The organism is Pokkaliibacter plantistimulans (assembly GCF_003194385.1).
In the GTDB taxonomy this organism is placed as follows: Bacteria; Pseudomonadota; Gammaproteobacteria; order Pseudomonadales; family Balneatricaceae; genus Pokkaliibacter; species Pokkaliibacter plantistimulans.
Genome location: NZ_LAPT01000030.1, coordinates 1 through 15,484 on the forward strand (window position 1 = coordinate 1; position 15,484 = coordinate 15,484).

A 15,484-nucleotide genomic window follows, 5' to 3' on the forward strand; every position below is an offset into this window, starting at 1 on the left:
ACCGCGTCAAAAACAGGCTCAAAAATGCTCATTTAGTCCACTAAACTCCGCTTTTTCGCCTGTGTTTTCCTTGTCTCGGCTGCCTCGATAACGTTTTTCAACAGCTTGCTAAGGCGCAAGAATGCAGGGAGCAGGGCCGTCGGGGCAATTATTCTGACGGCTCTGGCCGGATGACGCTGGCCGGTGTTACTGCAGCCTGATCAGCAGACAAGCCCGGCAAACCCGGCAATCCTTCCATCACGATGTCACTGCGTGTCTTCAGGTACGCATATAAGGCCCGCACCACAGGTGAAAGCTGCTTGCGGTGCGGGCATACCAGATTGAAGGGCACACTGCGCCCACTCCATTCCGGCAGCAGCAGTTGCAAGCGGCCCTGACGCACATCAGAGGCCACATCCATCCACGACTTATAGGCAATGCCTTCACCCTCTACGGCCCAGCGGCGGACCACATCCGCATCGTCGCAAATGAGCCCGCCGCGCGCCGTCACCTGCTGACTTTCGTTGCCCCGGCTGAACAGCCACTGATCAAACAACCGTCCGCGAATCATGTACAGCAAGCCATTGTGCTGAGGAATATCCGCCGGGCTCAGCAACGGCGGATGGCTGGCGATATAGCCGGGCGATGCCACCAGCACAGCGCGATTATCTGCCGCCAGCGGCATGGCGATATAGCTGGCGTCGTCGCTGCCGCCATAACGCAGGGCGACGTCGACCGGATCACGAAAAACATCGGTGACCTGATCAGACAGCTGCAGACGCAGATTGACTCTGGGGTGTTCACGGCGAAAGGCAGTGAGCCAGGGCAGTATGACGTTACGGCCAAGATCAGACGGGGCCGCAATCTGGATGGTGCCCTGCAGCTCCTGTTCGCCCTGTTGCAGTTGTTCATGGCCGAGCTGGAGGGTACGCAGCACATCGCGGGCGTAGGGCAGGTATTGTTCACCTTCCGCTGTCAGACGCAGGCTGCGGGTGGAGCGGGCAAACAGGCGCACATTGAGGTCACGCTCCAGCCGCTTGATGGCCGCACTGACCTGCGCCGGCAGCAGGTTGGCCTCGCGGGCCGCATTGGAAAAGCTGCCCAGCACGGCGGAACGAACAAAGAGCGTCAGGTCTTCCAGCCGGATCATTTGCACTCCAGTAAAGCAGATCAGGGTGTATGAGCGTGAAGACTGGTTCAATAGTCCACCCGCAGGCAAGCATTTATTCTCTATAAGTGAAAATGACAGAAGTAGCGCGAGATGGCTCAGGAAAACATACCTGCAGAGTATGTCTGCTTACTTATTTGATATTTGTTGCCACCCGGGTGCTCCGGTAGCGTGATCAAACGTGCACAAAAGTTGTACGAACCGTGCAGAGCAGGGGACGTTGTCAGAACCTGCATCGCTGATCTTTGAGCGATCTTCACAAGATCGTGAACACCTTCTTACCGGAGCAGGAGAGCGCTGACTGACCAATCCAAACTGACCTTCCTTTTTGCCAGGCAGCATCGTGTGCCGGGCTCGCTTCTCTTCCTGACAAAACCATGCCGCGCTATGCCGTGATAGCTGCAGGGGCACGCTTTTGTCTGAAAAGAGCCGCGGTTTGACATGCTGCACCCCGTTTCTCATGCAAACGAATACAAAAATAACGACAGGGTTGAACGCAATGAAGAATCATGAAGTGAACGGCATTATCGACAATGCCAGCTTTACCCCCTTCCATTGGAAAGTGTTGTTCTGGTGCACGCTGATCATCATCTTTGATGGCTATGATCTGGTGATCTACGGCGTGGTGTTACCCATCCTGATGAAACAATGGCAGTTGAGCCCACAGATCGCCGGCTTGCTGGGCAGCAGTGCGCTGTTTGGCATGATGTTCGGGGCGATGGGCTTCGGCATGCTGTCGGACCGGATCGGCCGCAAAAAAGTCATTCTTGTCTGTCTGACGCTGTTCAGCGTCACCACCGCTATCAACGGGTTTGCGACCACCCCCATGCAGTTCGGTGTACTGCGTTTTATCGCCGGGCTGGGCATCGGCGGGGTGATGCCGAACGTGGTCTCTCTGATGAGCGAATACTCGCCAAAACGCAGTCGCAGCACGCTGGTGGCGCTGATGTTCAGCGGTTATGCCGTTGGCGGCATGCTGTCTGCCGGGCTGGGGATCTGGATTGTGCCCACCTATGGCTGGCAGGTGATGTTCTTCCTCGCCATTGTGCCGATGCTGGCGGTGCCGCTGATTATCCGTTCGCTGCCTGACTCGGTGGGCTTCCTGCTGGCACAGGGCAAAACCGACACGGTGCGTACAGTCATGCGGCAGGTAGCACCGCAGCTGACGATTCAGGATCAGGACAGTTTCAGTGTGACGGCATCACCATCACGCAAAGCGGCCATGGCCGAGCTGTTCAGTCAGGGCAGGGCGATGAGCACGGCGATGTTCTGGCTGGCGTTCTTCTGCTGCCTGCTGATGGTCTATGCCCTCGGCTCCTGGCTGCCCAAGCTGATGTCGCTGGCGGGCTATCCTTTGAGTTCCAGCCTGATGTTCCTGATGATTCTGAACGTGGGGGCCATTGTCGGTGCAATCGGTGGCGGCTGGCTGTCTGATCGTTTTTCCCTGAAGTCAGTGCTGGTGACGTTCTTCCTGTTTGGCTCCATCGCACTGGTCCTGCTCGGCTATAAAAATCCCATGTGGGTGCTGTACACCCTGGTGGCGATTGCCGGGGCGACCACCATTGGTTCGCAGATCATTCTGTATGCCTGTGTGGCGCAATATTATCCCGCTCATGTGCGTTCTACCGGGTTGGGCTGGGCATCGGGTGTCGGTCGTAACGGCGCCATACTCGGGCCGATTATCGGTGGTGCCCTGCTGGCGATGGCGTTGCCGCATCAGGTGAACTTCCTGTCACTGGCGATTCCCGGTGCAATAGCCACACTGGCGGTGTCGCTGATCGGTATGGGCACCAGAGCACCTGCGGTACGTCAGGCCGACGAGGCCAGCACCACAGCTGAAGCCGCTAACTGATTAATCAGGCGGCTAACGCGTTCAGGAGGGCTGAGCGCCTGCCAGCCTCCCTATCTGCGGAGGCTGGCAGGTGTTACCTGATCCCAGCAGCGGATCTGCGCCCCGGCAGGCGTATCAACCCCTCCAGTACGGCATTCAGCACTTCGCTGTCAGGCGCAATGTCAGCGCTATAGCCTGATGTGTGCCGAATCTGTAGCTCCTTCCGCCTTGTCCACCTAGGTGCAACATGATGAACGCAAGCACCGGCCCTATTCTGGTAACCCTCTCATTCGTCTCTTTCAAGGAAGAGAAGGAGTCGTCTTATGCTGGCACTGTTTAGCCCCTACACCCTGAATGGAATCCCCCTGTGCAACCGGCCGCCACGTTATCGCCGGCCAAGCACAGGGGCGGCGCCGACTATTTCCGGGATAACCAGCGTGCTGCTGCCGGTAGGAACAGGTATTGAGGTCAGTCGATATCAGCCCTGATGACCTTTCCCGTGCACGACTTGTCAGTCCGTTCGCCTGTGATAGCAGCATTCGGGCATCCCGCTAACCTTGAGACCTTCACACTACGGCTGCCGCCTGCGCTGGCGGCGGCTCAGCCAGATGCCGTGCGGGTTCGGGTGGCGATACCCGTGCAGATGCTGCCATCCAGCCAGCCTGTTCCGGTACGCTTCTGGCTGCAGGACAGCACCAGTGACTCTCTGACAGATGCAATGGTTGCTGCGCTGAGCAGTCATACCGAGCAGGCTCCCGCCATCGTGGTGGTGACTGATCCGTTGCCTGTCAGCTGGTATATGGATTCCCATCAGGGAGAACGGGCGCTGGAGCACTTTGCTCTCGAACTGCTGCTGCCAAAGATCCAGCAACGCTTCGGCGTATCATTGGGTGGGCAGGGCAGCAGTATCGAGGGCATACACCTGAGCGCTTACGGTGCGCTGTATCTGGGGCTCAAGTATCCGCACCTCTTTGGTCGCATTACCGCCATTCAGCCGGTGATGATGGCTGCCGGCGCCGAGGTGCCGATGGAGCGCATTACCCCCTGGGTGTGGATGCGACGTAATCAGCAGCAGCTACAGCACTCCTGTATCACGCTGGTGATAAGTCAGCGCAACAATGCCTTCAATCAGGCCATCACCGCCTGTCATCAGGATTTGCAGCGGGCTCAGATTCCCCATCACTTTGTGCAGTTCACCACGGAGCGGCCAGCAGAGCCGACCGTCAGCACCTCCCATCTCTTGCTCGATTCGGCGATATAGCCCTGTGTTCAACTCAACCACAGGCGTACCGCTTGCGCTCGTTAGCTTGATAAGTAACCTCCCTTTCTTCCGGACAGCAAAGACGAGTAATTGACATCAGTTTGGCTATAATGCCGCCTTTCTGATCCGTACCAACACGCTCAGGCACAGGCTGACAAGACCGATTTATGCAAGACGAACTGAAAATTGATGATCTGGTAGTAGGTGAGGGCAAGGCCATCAAACGTGGCGCGCTGATCAAGGCGCATTACCGCGGCTGGCTGGACGACGGTACCGAGTTTGATTCATCCCACAAGCGTGGTGAGCCTTTCCAGTGTGTACTGAGCACCAACAAGGTTATTCAGGGCTGGGTGCTGGGCCTGCTTGGTATGAAAGAAGGCGGCAAACGCCAGCTGTGGGTCCCTGCCTATCTGGGCTACGGCGAGCGCGCCATTGGCAATATCATTCCCGCCAACGCCAATCTGAACTTTGAAATCGAACTGCTGGAAGTCATGAATCGTGATGACTGAACGGTTTTGCCCGCGTGCTGCAAACCGTTGATCCGCTCCAACACAGGATGAGCCTCATGGCAACTTTCCAACAACTCTTCGACATCGGCCAGGACTTCGCCAGCTTTGTACGTGGTGGGCTTGCCAGCGAGCAGGCGGCTGTGGATGCACTGGTCAGCAAGGTGGGACAGCCCGGCACGATCTCAGACGCTACCCTGCAGCGCATTGATGCACTGACAGGTCGTTACCATCTGCTGATTGTCGGTGAAATGTGGTGCCCGGACTGCCACGTCAACATCACGGCCCTGCAGTATCTGTGCAAGGCGCAGCCCAGAGTCAGTCTGGCCATCATCACCAAAGGCCGCGCTGAGGATGATCTGAAGAAACGTCTTGGCCTTGAGAAGGTATCGATTCCTCTGGTGATTGTGCTGGATGAGCAGTTTGAGCAACTCGGTCTGTTTATCGAGCAACCGCGCGCGGTCGTTGAGCAATGGTCAGAGCAGACCAGAGCAGACTATCGTCAGGGCCTCTATATGGACGCGACGCTCAATGATGTGCTGGCGGTGATCGCCACTGGCGAGACTATTTAAGCCGCTTGCGTGCAACTTATACGACCAGCTAAGCCCGGCGGGTTGCTGGTAAAGCAATAGCCAACTGATAGCACAAACAAAACAGCCCGCTGTTTCATCAACAGCGGGCTGTTTTTTAACCGGCAGTCAGCAATTAGTTGACCTGCTGTTTGGCCTCATCAATGGCGGTGAACAGCTGTTTCACCAGATCTTCACCCAGCTCCTTGGCCTGTGCATCGACAACCACTTTGGCCTTGGCGCGCATCTTGTCCAGCTCAGCAGGAGGAACATCATTCACCTGCATGTGCTGCTTGAGGAATGCCAGAGACTCGGCGGCCTGTTCGCGGCTCAGCTTGCGCTCGTAATCGCGTGAGGTAACGGCAGCCTGTTTGACGATGGCTTTTTCGTCATCGCTCAGCTTGTCCCAGAAGCTTTTGCTGATCAGCATGACCCAGGGGCTGTACACGTGGTGGGTCAGGCTCATGTACTTCTGAACTTCATAGAACTTGCTGGACTGAATAGTGGTGTAGGGGTTTTCCTGACCATCCACCGCACCGGTTTCCAGTGCGGTAAACAGCTCGGAGAAGGCCATGGGAATCGCGTTGGCGCCCATGCTGTTGAACAGGTCCAGATACATGGGGTTCTGCATGACGCGCAGTTTCACGCCATCCATGTCAGACATCTTCTCGATGGGGCGCTTGGAGTTGGTCAGATCACGGAAGCCGTTCTCCCAGTACACCAGACCTACCAGCCCCTGAGCCTGCAGACCGTCCAGCAGCTCCTGACCGACTTTGCCGTCATACACCTTGTCAGCCACTTCGGGCTTGTCGAACAGGAAGGGCAGATCCCAGATGCCGAATCGCTTGTCGATGCCGACCAGCGACGAGGTTGCGCCCATCATCATTTCCTGAGCGCCACCGATCAGCGCGTTCTGCATCTGCATTTCGTTACCCAGCGAGGCGTTGGCGAAACCTTTGACCTTGAACTTGCCGTCAGACAGACGCTTCATTTCTTCGATGAAGAACTTCACTGACTCGCCCTGTTTGCTGTCTTCACTCAGACCGTAGCCGAAGCGGATCAGGCGGTTGTTGATCTCAGCAGCAAAGGAGCTGACCGCGCCCAGGCTCAGGGTGACACCCAGCACAGCCGCAGTCAGGGATTTCAGTACCTTTTTGGAGGTAGTAACGGAGGTCGTTGTTTTCATTATTTTGCTTCCTTCGGGTTAAAACATCTGTGTCCAGGACACGGGTGGGTGCGGGGTATCCGCGACAGTAACCTTGTTCTTGCGTAACGCTTTCTACAGCCAGGCTGCCGGTACGGTGACAATGCCCGGGAATACCACCAGCAGCGCGATAATCACCAGATACACCAGCAGGAAAGGCATGACACCGCGCACGATGACTTCCATCGGCTGCCGGGCGACGCCGGAAACCACGCTCAGTACCGTACCGATGGGCGGAGTGATCAGACCGACGCAGCCCACCATCACGAACATCACGCCAAAGTAGATCGGGTCGATACCGGCCTTGATCACCAGCGGCATCATCACAGGGCCAAGAATCAGGATGGTGGGTGTCAGGTCCATCACCATGCCGATCAGGATCATCGCCAGCACAATGGTGGCCATCAGCAGGCGCGGGCTGTCGAGCAGCGGGGCCAGCAGATCAACCAGCTCAGAGGGCAGGTCGGCCAGGGTCACCATGTAGGAGGAGACGATGGCGGCAGCGCAGAGGAACATCACCACGCTGGTGGTGTAGGCGGCGCGGATAAACAGCGGCACCAGTGCCTTGAAGTCCAGCTCGCGGTATACCGCCAGACTGATCAGCAGGGCATAGCCCGCGGCAACGACCGCCGCTTCAGTGGGGGTAAACAGACCTCCACGCAGACCACCGATGATGATGACGGGCATCAGCAGCGCCAGAATGCCGTCTTTGGCTACCGCCAGACGGTGCTTCATGCTCTTGCGCGGCTGGGGTTTGATCTCGATCTTGCCCATGCACCACTTCCATGCCAGTACCAGACCGAGGCCCATGATGATGCCGGGGACGATACCGGCCATGAATAGCTGGCTGATGGACTGGTTGGTGGTCACACCAAAGATGATGAACGGCATGCTGGGCGGAATGATCGGCGCGATGATGCCGCCTGATGCGATCAGACCTGCAGAGCGGCCGACCGGATAGCCGTTGTCACGCATCATCGGCAGCAGCAGGGTGGCTAGTGCAGCGGTGTCGGCAATGGCCGAGCCGGACAGACTGGCGAGAATCACTGAGGCGATGATGGCAACGAAACCGAGGCCACCGCGACGATGACCGACGCAGGCAATGGCCAGATTGATGATGCGTTTGGAAATACCCCCGGCGTTCATCACTTCGCCAGCAAGGATAAAGAAGGGCACGGCCATCAGCGGGAAGCTGTCTGCACCGCTGATCAGGTTCTGTGCGACCAGCTGGGGGTCGAAGAAGTCCAGATGCCACATCATGGCCACGCCGGTCATGATCAGGGCAAAGGAAATCGGCATGCCCAGCGCCATAAAGCCAAGCAGCGCCAGCAGGAACAATGCCAGAGTCATCAGTGCATCTCCTCGGCAGCAGTAAGGTCATGACGGTGTTGGCCGGGAATATGCGCATCAGGATGGCCGATGAGGATGCGAATCAGGTTGGCCAGCAGATACAGCCCCATGCCCAGTGCCAGTACCAGACCAGAAGCCGCCATCAGGGCCAGTGGGTATTTCATCACGGTGGAGGTGATGCGCAGGCCGATCTCGAACTGATGCCAGCTGCCTTCCAGACACAACCACAGGCTGTAGAGCATCAAGCCGTGGCTAACGATGGCGCACAGTTTGCGCAGCGGTGCCGGCAGGGCGCGCTGAACCAGATCAAAGCCCAGATGGGTATGACGACCCATGGCCAGAGTGGCACCCAGGAAGATCAGCCAGACAAACAGCAGGCGCGAAAGCTCTTCGGAAGCAGCGATACCTGAGCCGAACACATAGCGCAGGACGACGTTGGCGAATACCGCAACAAACATGACGGCGAGGGCTGCCGCCATGAGGTATTCAATGAACTTTTCCAGACGATGAATGAGGCTCGTCATCTCGGGGAATCCTCGTTGCAGGAACAGGAGCGAAGTCAGCGTCACCACCAGCCGATACCTGCAAATAGCCGCAGGTTTCAGGTGTCGCTATGCTCATGCTCTATCGGTTGGATGGCATTGGCACAGTGGCTGTGCAGTGCCATCCCTTCTGCCATGTCCGCACATTCAGGCTGAATCAGGCCCTGTCGCGCTCTGGCCGGTATGAAGGAATACACCGGCAGAGGCGGAAGAACGGAGCGGAAATAGCGATTTAAAGCGCCATGGCTCAGTGACCGGCGGCGTAATGCTGCAGCCGGTCAGTGTGAGTGGCGGGGTGGGCCACTGCGGGCGATGACCTTCATGTGCAAGGTGGCCGGTTCCAGACAGCCGCCGGTCGACAGCTGGCCGACCAGCTGACGGTACAGCTCCTGCCAGGGCGTCTGTGACTCAGGAATATTGGGCTGCCAGTCAACACGACGGCGCGCCAGCTCTTCCTCGCTGACCAGCACATTGACGCTGCGGTTGTTGAGGTCGATGCGCAGCAGATCGTTGGTCCGCAACAGCGCCAGACCACCGCCCACCGCAGCCTCCGGTGACATGTTCAGAATCGACGGGCTGGCCGAGGTGCCGCTCTGGCGACCGTCACCCAGACAGGGCAGGGAGTCGATGCCTTTTTTGATCAGTGCTGCAGGTGGCGCCATGTTGACGACTTCAGCACTGCCGGGATAGCCGACGGTGCCAGCACCACGAATCACCAGAATGCAGTTTTCGTCGATTTCCAGCGCCGGGTCGTCGATACGTGCGTGATAGTCCTCCGGCCCTTCGAACACGATGGCGCGGGCTTCGAAGGTGTTTTCTTCACCGGGTTTGGACAGGTAGGTCTTGCGGAAGGCTTCACCCACTACCGACATTTTCATGATGGCGCTGTCGAAGAAGTTACCGCTCAGCACGATAAAGCCTGCACGGTGTTTCAGCGGCTCATCGTAAGGCTTGATCACATCGTCATTGCTGGTCGCGCTGGCGCTGGCAATCTCACCGATGGTCTTACCGCTGACGGTCTGGCAGTTTTCGTGGAGCTTGCCTGCTTTCTGCATCTCATGCATGACGGCAGGGACGCCGCCTGCACGGTGAAAACCTTCACCGAGGTACTTGCCTGCGGGCATGCAGTTCACCAGCAGAGGTACTGACTCGCCGACGCGCTGCCAGTCATCCAGACTCAGCTCGACACCCATATGACGGGCAATGGCGATCAGGTGGGGAGGGCAGTTGCTGGAGGCACCCAGCGCCGACGCCACGGCAATGGCGTTCTCGAAGGATTCGCGGGTCATGATCTGTGAGGGGCGCATGTCATCCCACACCATCTGGCAGATGCGCTTGCCGGTGGCATAAGCCATCTGACCGCGCTCACGATAGGGCGCTGGAATACTGGCACAGCCGGGTAGCGACATGCCCAGCGCTTCCGCGATGGCGTTCATCGACAGGGCGGTACCCATGGTGTTGCAGTGGCCAACCGACGGCGACGCCGCGGTGGTCATTTCCATAAAGCCTTCGTAATCGATCTCGCCAGCGGCCAGCAGGTTGCGGGCATGCCAGATCACCGTGCCGGAGCCGATCAGCTCACCTTTGTGGTGACCGTCCAGCATTGGGCCGCCTGACAGCACAATGGCTGGCAGGTCAGTGGTCGCCGCTGCCATCAGGCAGGCAGGGGTAGTCTTGTCACAGCCAGTGGTCAGCACCACGCCGTCGAGCGGGTAACCATGCAGCACTTCCACCAGACCGAGATAGGCCAGATTGCGATCAAGCGCCGCAGTAGGGCGACGGCTCTGCTCGGCAATGGGGTGCACCGGGAATTCCATCGGAATACCGCCCGCATCGCGGATACCGGCCTTGACCCGCTCGGCCAGCTGGACATGATGGCGGTTACAGGGGGTAAGATCACTGCCGGTCTGGGCAATACCGATGATAGGACGGCCTGACTGCAGCTCATCGCGGGTCAGACCCTGATTCATGTAACGCTCGACATAAAGGGCAGTCATGTCGGCATGGCTTGGATCATCAAACCAGTCCTGGCTGCGCAAACGGCGCTTGGTGTTGTTGCTCATGGTTGGGTCTCGTCTGTTATTCGTTATTATCGTGACGGTGCGGCGTGAAGCCGGCAGGGTATTACTCTGATGAGATGTGGCTTCACGACGCTGGCAATAAATTCAGTGCACGCCGTTACAGCAATCCGCGTTGGGCCAGATTCTTCATCAGCGCGCCGATACCGAAGGTCCAGGGTGTGGCACGGTCACTGTGTGTGACCACATTACGCAGGGCACCAAGGCGTGGGCTGCTGATGCTGACGCTGTCACCCAGTTTGTGGGTGAAGCCACCGCCCGGATGATCGCGGTCTTCCGTCGGCGCAAACAGGGTGCCGCAGAACAGCAGGAAGCCGTCGGGATACTGGTGGTTACCGTTCAGTGCCTGTGACGCCAGGTCTTCCGGGTCACGGCTGATCTGATCCATGGAGCTGGAGCCCTGCAGCACGTAACCGTCAGTGCCTTTTACTTCGAGCTGAATGACGCAGTTGCGCACGTCATCCAGAGTGAAGTGCTCATCAAACAGGCGAATAAAGGGGCCTAGGGCACAGGAGGCATTGTTGTCTTTGGCTTTGCTCAGCAGCAGTGCGCTGCGGCCTTCAAAGTCACGCAGGTTGACGTCATTACCCAGCGTCACACCGTGAATCTGCCCCTGACTGCTGACCGCCAGCACGACTTCAGGCTCGGGGTTATTCCATTCGGATTTGGGGTGGATGCCGATCTCAGCACCTGAACCCACGGCGGCCAGTACCGGTGCCTTGGTGAAAATTTCAGCATCAGGGCCGATGCCCACTTCCAGATACTGTGACCACATGCCTTTTTCGATCAACAGTTCCTTGAGGCGCATGGCCTGTTCAGAACCGGGCTTGACCGCACGCAGGTTGTCGCCGATGACATCACGCACCAGTGCGCGCACGCCTTCGGCCTTGGAAGCATCACCACCGGCCTGTTCTTCGATCACACGCTCAATCATGGATGAAGCAAAGGTCACACCGGCAGCCTTGATCACCTGCAGGTCAGCCGGAGCCAGCAGGGAAGGCTGTGTCGGGTCAATAGCGCCGCTGCTGTTGGCCAGCAATGCGTCGACGCTGCACAGCAATGTACCCTCGGCAGCGCGTACCGCCTGCAGGGGAGAAGACTGTTCAAGCAGGGCACTCAGGGTGGCGAAAGCGGAGGACAGGTCATACACCTGACCGTTGCGGATAACCACGGGAGAAGGGCCGGCAACGGCGCCAGGAACCCAGGCACGGCCAACCAGCGTGGCCACCTCTGCATCAGCAGGCAGACTGTTGGCGGGAGTCAGTGCAGGAACGAGATGTGTTGTCATGATTAGGATTTCCTAGCCTGTATGAGCTACACACTAGGCGCCCATGTCGATAAACTCCAATGACATCTTCTTAAGATTCGATAACGATCCGTTATCGAAATGCGCAGTGTCCGATGCGGCTACTGACCATTTTAAGAACGACCCGAAGATCGACTTGAAGATCGTGCGACAAGAACAAGAGACACCATGACTAATCTGACTGTTTCCTCCTTCTGCAACTGGCTGAAGTTCCGCCATCTGGTACTGATCGATACGCTCGGACGCACCCGCAACATGCATCTCGCCGCACAGCAGATGAACCTCAGCCAGCCCGCCATCAGCAAGATGCTGAAAGAAATTGAAGGGCTGCTCGGTTTCGACATCTTTGAGCGACAGCCCCGTAGCATGCCGCCCACGGCGCTCGGCGAGCATGTGGTGCGCTACGCCCAGATCATGCTTAACGATGCCAAGAGCTTCGTCGATCAGATCAACAACCTGAGCAACGGTGGCCACGGGTATCTGAAAGTGGGAGGGATTTTCGCCGCTACCGCCGTGGTGCTGCCCGAGGCGATTGTGGAGATCAAACAACGCTCGCCGCTGCTGGAGATTGAAGTGGTGGAGCAGACCAGCGGCCAGCTGATGCAAATGCTGGAGAACCGGGTGATTGATCTGGCCATTGGTCGCTATACCGAAGAGGGGCAGCAGCAGCGCTTTGATTTCACACCGCTGGCCCCGGAGCCTTTTTGTCTGGTGACCAGTACCAGACATCCGATCAGCGGGCAGGGGCCACGCGCCCTGCATGAGCTGGTGGACTGGCCCTGGCTGCTGTATCCCAAGGGCACACCCATTCGTGACCGGATGGAAGAAGCCTTCGCCCGTGCCGGCGTAGCCATTCCGCAGAACACCATCGTCACCATTTCCATGCAGACTTTCCTCAAGCTGCTCCAGCGCGGCCCGATGATCGGTATGCTGCCGGTGGCGATGGTCGGCCCCCATGTGGAAAGCGGTGATCTGTCCGTGATCGACACCCCGCTGGACCTCACGCCGCAGTATTACGGCATCCTGACCCGCAAAGACGAACAGCTGTTCGGCCCGGCCCGGGAGTTTGCCGATATTCTGCAAAATAATGCCGACAGAACGCTGGGTAAAAAGGCCGCTGAAACACCCTGACGGTGCCTCTACTGATTCCCAATGGTTATCGTTTAATCCAAAAATACCATTGGGAATGAATCGATCCGCGACATAGATTACCGCCCATGACCAACCACGGGACGGTAAAAAACGATGTCCGATCAGTCCAGTCAATCCAATCTGTCCAGTCAGTCCAAGCAAGGCTTCGCTGGTCACAACTTTATTGGCGGTCAGCGTAGTGCTGAAGGCAGCGTCGTGCTGTATAGCCGCGCAGCCGCCAGCGGTGACGCACTGCCCATGCCTTTTTATCAGGCCACCGTCGCTGAAGTCGATGCCGCCTGCCATGCTGCTGCCGCTGCCTTTACTACCTTTCGCAGTATGCCAGCCAGCCAGCGTGCCGACTTTCTCTGTGCCATCGCCGATGAGCTGGATGCACTAGGCACCGATTTCGTCGAACTGGTCCAGCAGGAAACCGCCTTACCCGCCGCGCGGATCATGGGCGAACGTGGCCGTACCAGTGGTCAGATGCGCCTGTTCGCAGAGGTGCTGAAACGCGGTGACTTCTACGGCGCCCGCATTGATCTGGCACTGCCTGACCGTCAGCCGTTGCCGCGTGTCGATCTGCGCCAGTGTCGTCTGGGCGTTGGCCCGGTCGCGGTGTTTGGCGCCAGTAATTTCCCTCTCGCTTTCTCCACTGCCGGTGGTGACACCGCATCCGCGCTGGCCGCAGGTTGCCCGGTGGTGTTCAAGGCCCACAGCGGCCATATGGGCACAGCTGAAAAAGTAGCCGAAGCCATTGTTCGCGCCGCTGAGAAAACCGCCATGCCTGCCGGTGTATTCAACATGGTGTTTGGCTCCGGTGTGGGTGAAGCACTGGTCAAACACCCGGCTATTCAGGCGGTTGGATTCACCGGCTCGCTGCACGGTGGCCGGGCGCTTTGTGATATGGCGGCGGCACGTCCGCAACCCATCCCGGTGTTTGCGGAAATGAGCAGCATCAACCCCGTCATTCTGATGCCACAGGCACTGTCAGTACGTGGCGAAAAGATTGCCAGCGAGCTGACCGCCTCCGTGGTACTGGGAGCAGGGCAGTTCTGCACCAATCCCGGTCTGGTACTGGGTATTCGCTCCGCTGAATTCAGCGCCTTTGTTGACCAGCTGACTGCCAGAATGGCCGACCAGCCGGTGCAGTGCATGCTCAACTCCGGCGTACTCAGCAGTTACCGCAAAGGCTGTGCCGTGCTGCGTCAGCACTCAGGCATCACGCCACTGGCCGGTGAGGAAGCGCCTGATCGCTGTGCTCAGCCACAGCTGTTCAAAGCCGATGTCAGCATGCTGCTGCAGGGCGATGCGCTACTACAGGAAGAGATTTTTGGCCCGGCCACCATCGTGGTGGAAGTCGCTGATCATGCCCAACTGCTGGCCTGTCTGCAGGCACTGCATGGTCAGCTGACCGCGACACTGATCGGCGAAGCCGACGAGCTGGCTGGCGCGGCAGACCTGATGACCATTCTGGAACAGAAGGCCGGGCGGGTGCTGATCAACGGCTATCCCACCGGGGTAGAGGTGTCAGATGCCATGGTCCATGGCGGCCCGTATCCAGCTACTTCCGATGCGCGTGGCACCTCGGTCGGAACGCTGGCGATCGATCGCTTCCTGCGTCCGGTGTGCTACCAGAACTGCCCCGATGCGCTGTTGCCTGCGGCGCTGCAAAACGCCAATCCACTGGGCATTTCCCGTCTGGTCAATGGTGAACAGTCACGGCGTGCGCTGCCCTGACGGGCTGATCATGGCGAACGTTTTCGGCCTCTTTGAGGGGAGTTATCGAAATGGAAAACAGGCAAAACATGAAGAATAAAAAAGTGCTGATTACCGCTGCCGGGCAGGGGATCGGTCTGGCCAGCGCACGCGCCTTTCTCGATGCCGGAGCACAGGTGATCGGCACCGATATCGACATCAGTGCCCTGCAGGGCATCGAAAACCTCACCGCTCTGCGACTGGATGTGCTGTCTGAAGCCGACATCAAGCGTGTGTATGACCGCGTTGGCCCGATTGATGTGCTGTTCAACTGCGCCGGTTACGTGCACGCCGGTAACATCCTTGAATGCGAAGAGAGCGCCTGGCAGCGTTCGTTCGATCTCAACGTCACGGCCATGTATCGCATGATCCGCACCTTCCTGCCGGGCATGCTGGTACGCGGTGGCGGCTCCATCATCAACATGGCCTCGGTGGTATCGAGCATCAAAGGGGTGCCGAACCGTCTGGCCTATACCGCCAGCAAGGCCGCCGTCGTCGGCCTGACCAAATCAGTGGCAGCGGACTATATCGGCAAAGGCATTCGCTGCAACGCCATCTGCCCCGGTACGGTGGAGTCACCGTCCCTGCGTCAGCGTATCGCTGAACAGGCTGCCCAGCAGGGCGTAGCTGAAGACGTGGTGTACAAACAGTTTATTGACCGCCAGCCCATGGGCCGTATCGGTCAGCCCGAAGAGATCGCGCAGCTGGCGCTGTATCTGGGCTCGGATGCCTCGTCCTACACCACCGGTTCGGTGCACGTGATCGATGGCGGCATGAGTATCTGAGCCCCTGTCCATTTAG

The 15,484-nt window shown here is 58.4% G+C and carries 14 protein-coding genes; 8 read left to right on the forward strand and 6 right to left on the reverse strand.

What is annotated here, in order from left to right; all coding sequences use genetic code 11:
- Positions 1–148: 148 nt before the first annotated feature.
- Positions 149–1,129, reverse strand: coding sequence for a LysR family transcriptional regulator (locus tag WH50_RS07560; protein ID WP_110186768.1), 981 nt, complete (start codon positions 1,127–1,129; stop codon positions 149–151).
- 517 nt (positions 1,130–1,646) lie between these two features.
- Here WH50_RS07560 and WH50_RS07565 point away from each other — a divergent pair.
- From WH50_RS07565 to WH50_RS07580, 5 genes are all read left to right on the forward strand, one after another.
- Positions 1,647–2,999 (forward strand): MFS transporter, encoded by a 1,353-nt coding sequence (locus tag WH50_RS07565; protein WP_110186769.1) that lies wholly within the window; start codon positions 1,647–1,649, stop codon positions 2,997–2,999.
- A 302-nt stretch (positions 3,000–3,301) separates the two neighbouring features.
- Positions 3,302–3,466 carry a hypothetical protein gene (locus tag WH50_RS26310; protein ID WP_165838347.1) on the forward strand — a complete coding sequence of 55 codons (165 nt, stop codon included), beginning with the start codon at positions 3,302–3,304 and terminating at the stop codon, positions 3,464–3,466.
- Positions 3,467–3,477: 11 nt separating this feature from the next.
- Positions 3,478–4,239 (forward strand): alpha/beta hydrolase-fold protein, encoded by a 762-nt coding sequence (locus WH50_RS07570; RefSeq protein ID WP_165838348.1) that lies wholly within the window; start codon positions 3,478–3,480, stop codon positions 4,237–4,239.
- A gap of 167 nt (positions 4,240–4,406) precedes the next feature.
- Positions 4,407–4,748 carry an FKBP-type peptidyl-prolyl cis-trans isomerase gene (locus WH50_RS07575; RefSeq protein WP_110186771.1) on the forward strand — a complete coding sequence of 114 codons (342 nt, stop codon included), beginning with the start codon at positions 4,407–4,409 and terminating at the stop codon, positions 4,746–4,748.
- 56 nt (positions 4,749–4,804) lie between these two features.
- Entirely contained in the window at positions 4,805–5,317 is a 513-nt protein-coding gene (locus tag WH50_RS07580; protein WP_110186772.1) for a thioredoxin family protein, read from the forward strand.
- A 133-nt stretch (positions 5,318–5,450) separates the two neighbouring features.
- On the opposite strand, the gene WH50_RS07585 is transcribed toward WH50_RS07580, so the two are convergent.
- The 5 genes from WH50_RS07585 to WH50_RS07605 form a co-directional block, all read right to left on the reverse strand.
- Positions 5,451–6,500 carry a TRAP transporter substrate-binding protein gene (locus WH50_RS07585; RefSeq protein ID WP_110186773.1) on the reverse strand — a complete coding sequence of 350 codons (1,050 nt, stop codon included), beginning with the start codon at positions 6,498–6,500 and terminating at the stop codon, positions 5,451–5,453.
- A gap of 93 nt (positions 6,501–6,593) precedes the next feature.
- Complete coding sequence (locus WH50_RS07590; RefSeq protein ID WP_110186774.1) at positions 6,594–7,868, reverse strand: TRAP transporter large permease subunit; 1,275 nt, start codon at positions 7,866–7,868, stop codon at positions 6,594–6,596.
- A complete protein-coding gene (locus WH50_RS07595; RefSeq protein ID WP_110186775.1) occupies positions 7,868–8,392 on the reverse strand; it encodes a TRAP transporter small permease in 525 nt (174 codons plus the stop codon). Before WH50_RS07595 ends, WH50_RS07590 begins: the two co-directional genes overlap by 1 nt.
- A gap of 296 nt (positions 8,393–8,688) precedes the next feature.
- Positions 8,689–10,473, reverse strand: a complete 1,785-nt coding sequence (locus WH50_RS07600) for an IlvD/Edd family dehydratase (protein WP_104155584.1) — start codon at positions 10,471–10,473, stop codon at positions 8,689–8,691.
- 115 nt (positions 10,474–10,588) lie between these two features.
- Positions 10,589–11,776, reverse strand: a complete 1,188-nt coding sequence (locus WH50_RS07605) for a fumarylacetoacetate hydrolase family protein (RefSeq protein WP_110186776.1) — start codon at positions 11,774–11,776, stop codon at positions 10,589–10,591.
- Between the two features lie 186 nt (positions 11,777–11,962).
- Here WH50_RS07605 and WH50_RS07610 point away from each other — a divergent pair, with 186 nt between their 5' ends.
- From WH50_RS07610 to WH50_RS07620, 3 genes are all read left to right on the forward strand, one after another.
- Positions 11,963–12,925, forward strand: a complete 963-nt coding sequence (locus tag WH50_RS07610; RefSeq protein WP_110186777.1) for a LysR family transcriptional regulator — start codon at positions 11,963–11,965, stop codon at positions 12,923–12,925.
- Positions 12,926–13,039: 114 nt separating this feature from the next.
- The gene (locus WH50_RS07615) at positions 13,040–14,665 is read left to right on the forward strand and encodes an aldehyde dehydrogenase (NADP(+)) (RefSeq protein ID WP_110186778.1); all 1,626 of its coding nucleotides are present in this window, start codon (positions 13,040–13,042) and stop codon (positions 14,663–14,665) included.
- A gap of 68 nt (positions 14,666–14,733) precedes the next feature.
- Entirely contained in the window at positions 14,734–15,468 is a 735-nt protein-coding gene (locus WH50_RS07620; protein ID WP_110186779.1) for an SDR family oxidoreductase, read from the forward strand.
- Positions 15,469–15,484: the final 16 nt, after the last annotated feature.

Bases quoted from the DNA above. Each gene is read 5' to 3' on its own strand.
- WH50_RS07585 (WP_110186773.1), bottom strand. From the start codon at position 6,500: ATGAAAACAACGACCTCCGTTACTACCTCCAAAAAGGTACTGAAATCC.
- WH50_RS07615 (WP_110186778.1), top strand. From the start codon at position 13,040: ATGTCCGATCAGTCCAGTCAATCCAATCTGTCCAGTCAGTCCAAGCAA.
- WH50_RS07600 (WP_104155584.1), bottom strand. From the start codon at position 10,473: ATGAGCAACAACACCAAGCGCCGTTTGCGCAGCCAGGACTGGTTTGAT.
- WH50_RS07620 (WP_110186779.1), top strand. From the start codon at position 14,734: ATGAAGAATAAAAAAGTGCTGATTACCGCTGCCGGGCAGGGGATCGGT.
- WH50_RS26310 (WP_165838347.1), top strand. From the start codon at position 3,302: ATGCTGGCACTGTTTAGCCCCTACACCCTGAATGGAATCCCCCTGTGC.
- WH50_RS07590 (WP_110186774.1), bottom strand. From the start codon at position 7,868: ATGACTCTGGCATTGTTCCTGCTGGCGCTGCTTGGCTTTATGGCGCTG.
- WH50_RS07565 (WP_110186769.1), top strand. From the start codon at position 1,647: ATGAAGAATCATGAAGTGAACGGCATTATCGACAATGCCAGCTTTACC.
- WH50_RS07560 (WP_110186768.1), bottom strand. From the start codon at position 1,129: ATGATCCGGCTGGAAGACCTGACGCTCTTTGTTCGTTCCGCCGTGCTG.
- WH50_RS07610 (WP_110186777.1), top strand. From the start codon at position 11,963: ATGACTAATCTGACTGTTTCCTCCTTCTGCAACTGGCTGAAGTTCCGC.
- WH50_RS07580 (WP_110186772.1), top strand. From the start codon at position 4,805: ATGGCAACTTTCCAACAACTCTTCGACATCGGCCAGGACTTCGCCAGC.
- WH50_RS07605 (WP_110186776.1), bottom strand. From the start codon at position 11,776: ATGACAACACATCTCGTTCCTGCACTGACTCCCGCCAACAGTCTGCCT.
- WH50_RS07575 (WP_110186771.1), top strand. From the start codon at position 4,407: ATGCAAGACGAACTGAAAATTGATGATCTGGTAGTAGGTGAGGGCAAG.
- WH50_RS07595 (WP_110186775.1), bottom strand. From the start codon at position 8,392: ATGACGAGCCTCATTCATCGTCTGGAAAAGTTCATTGAATACCTCATG.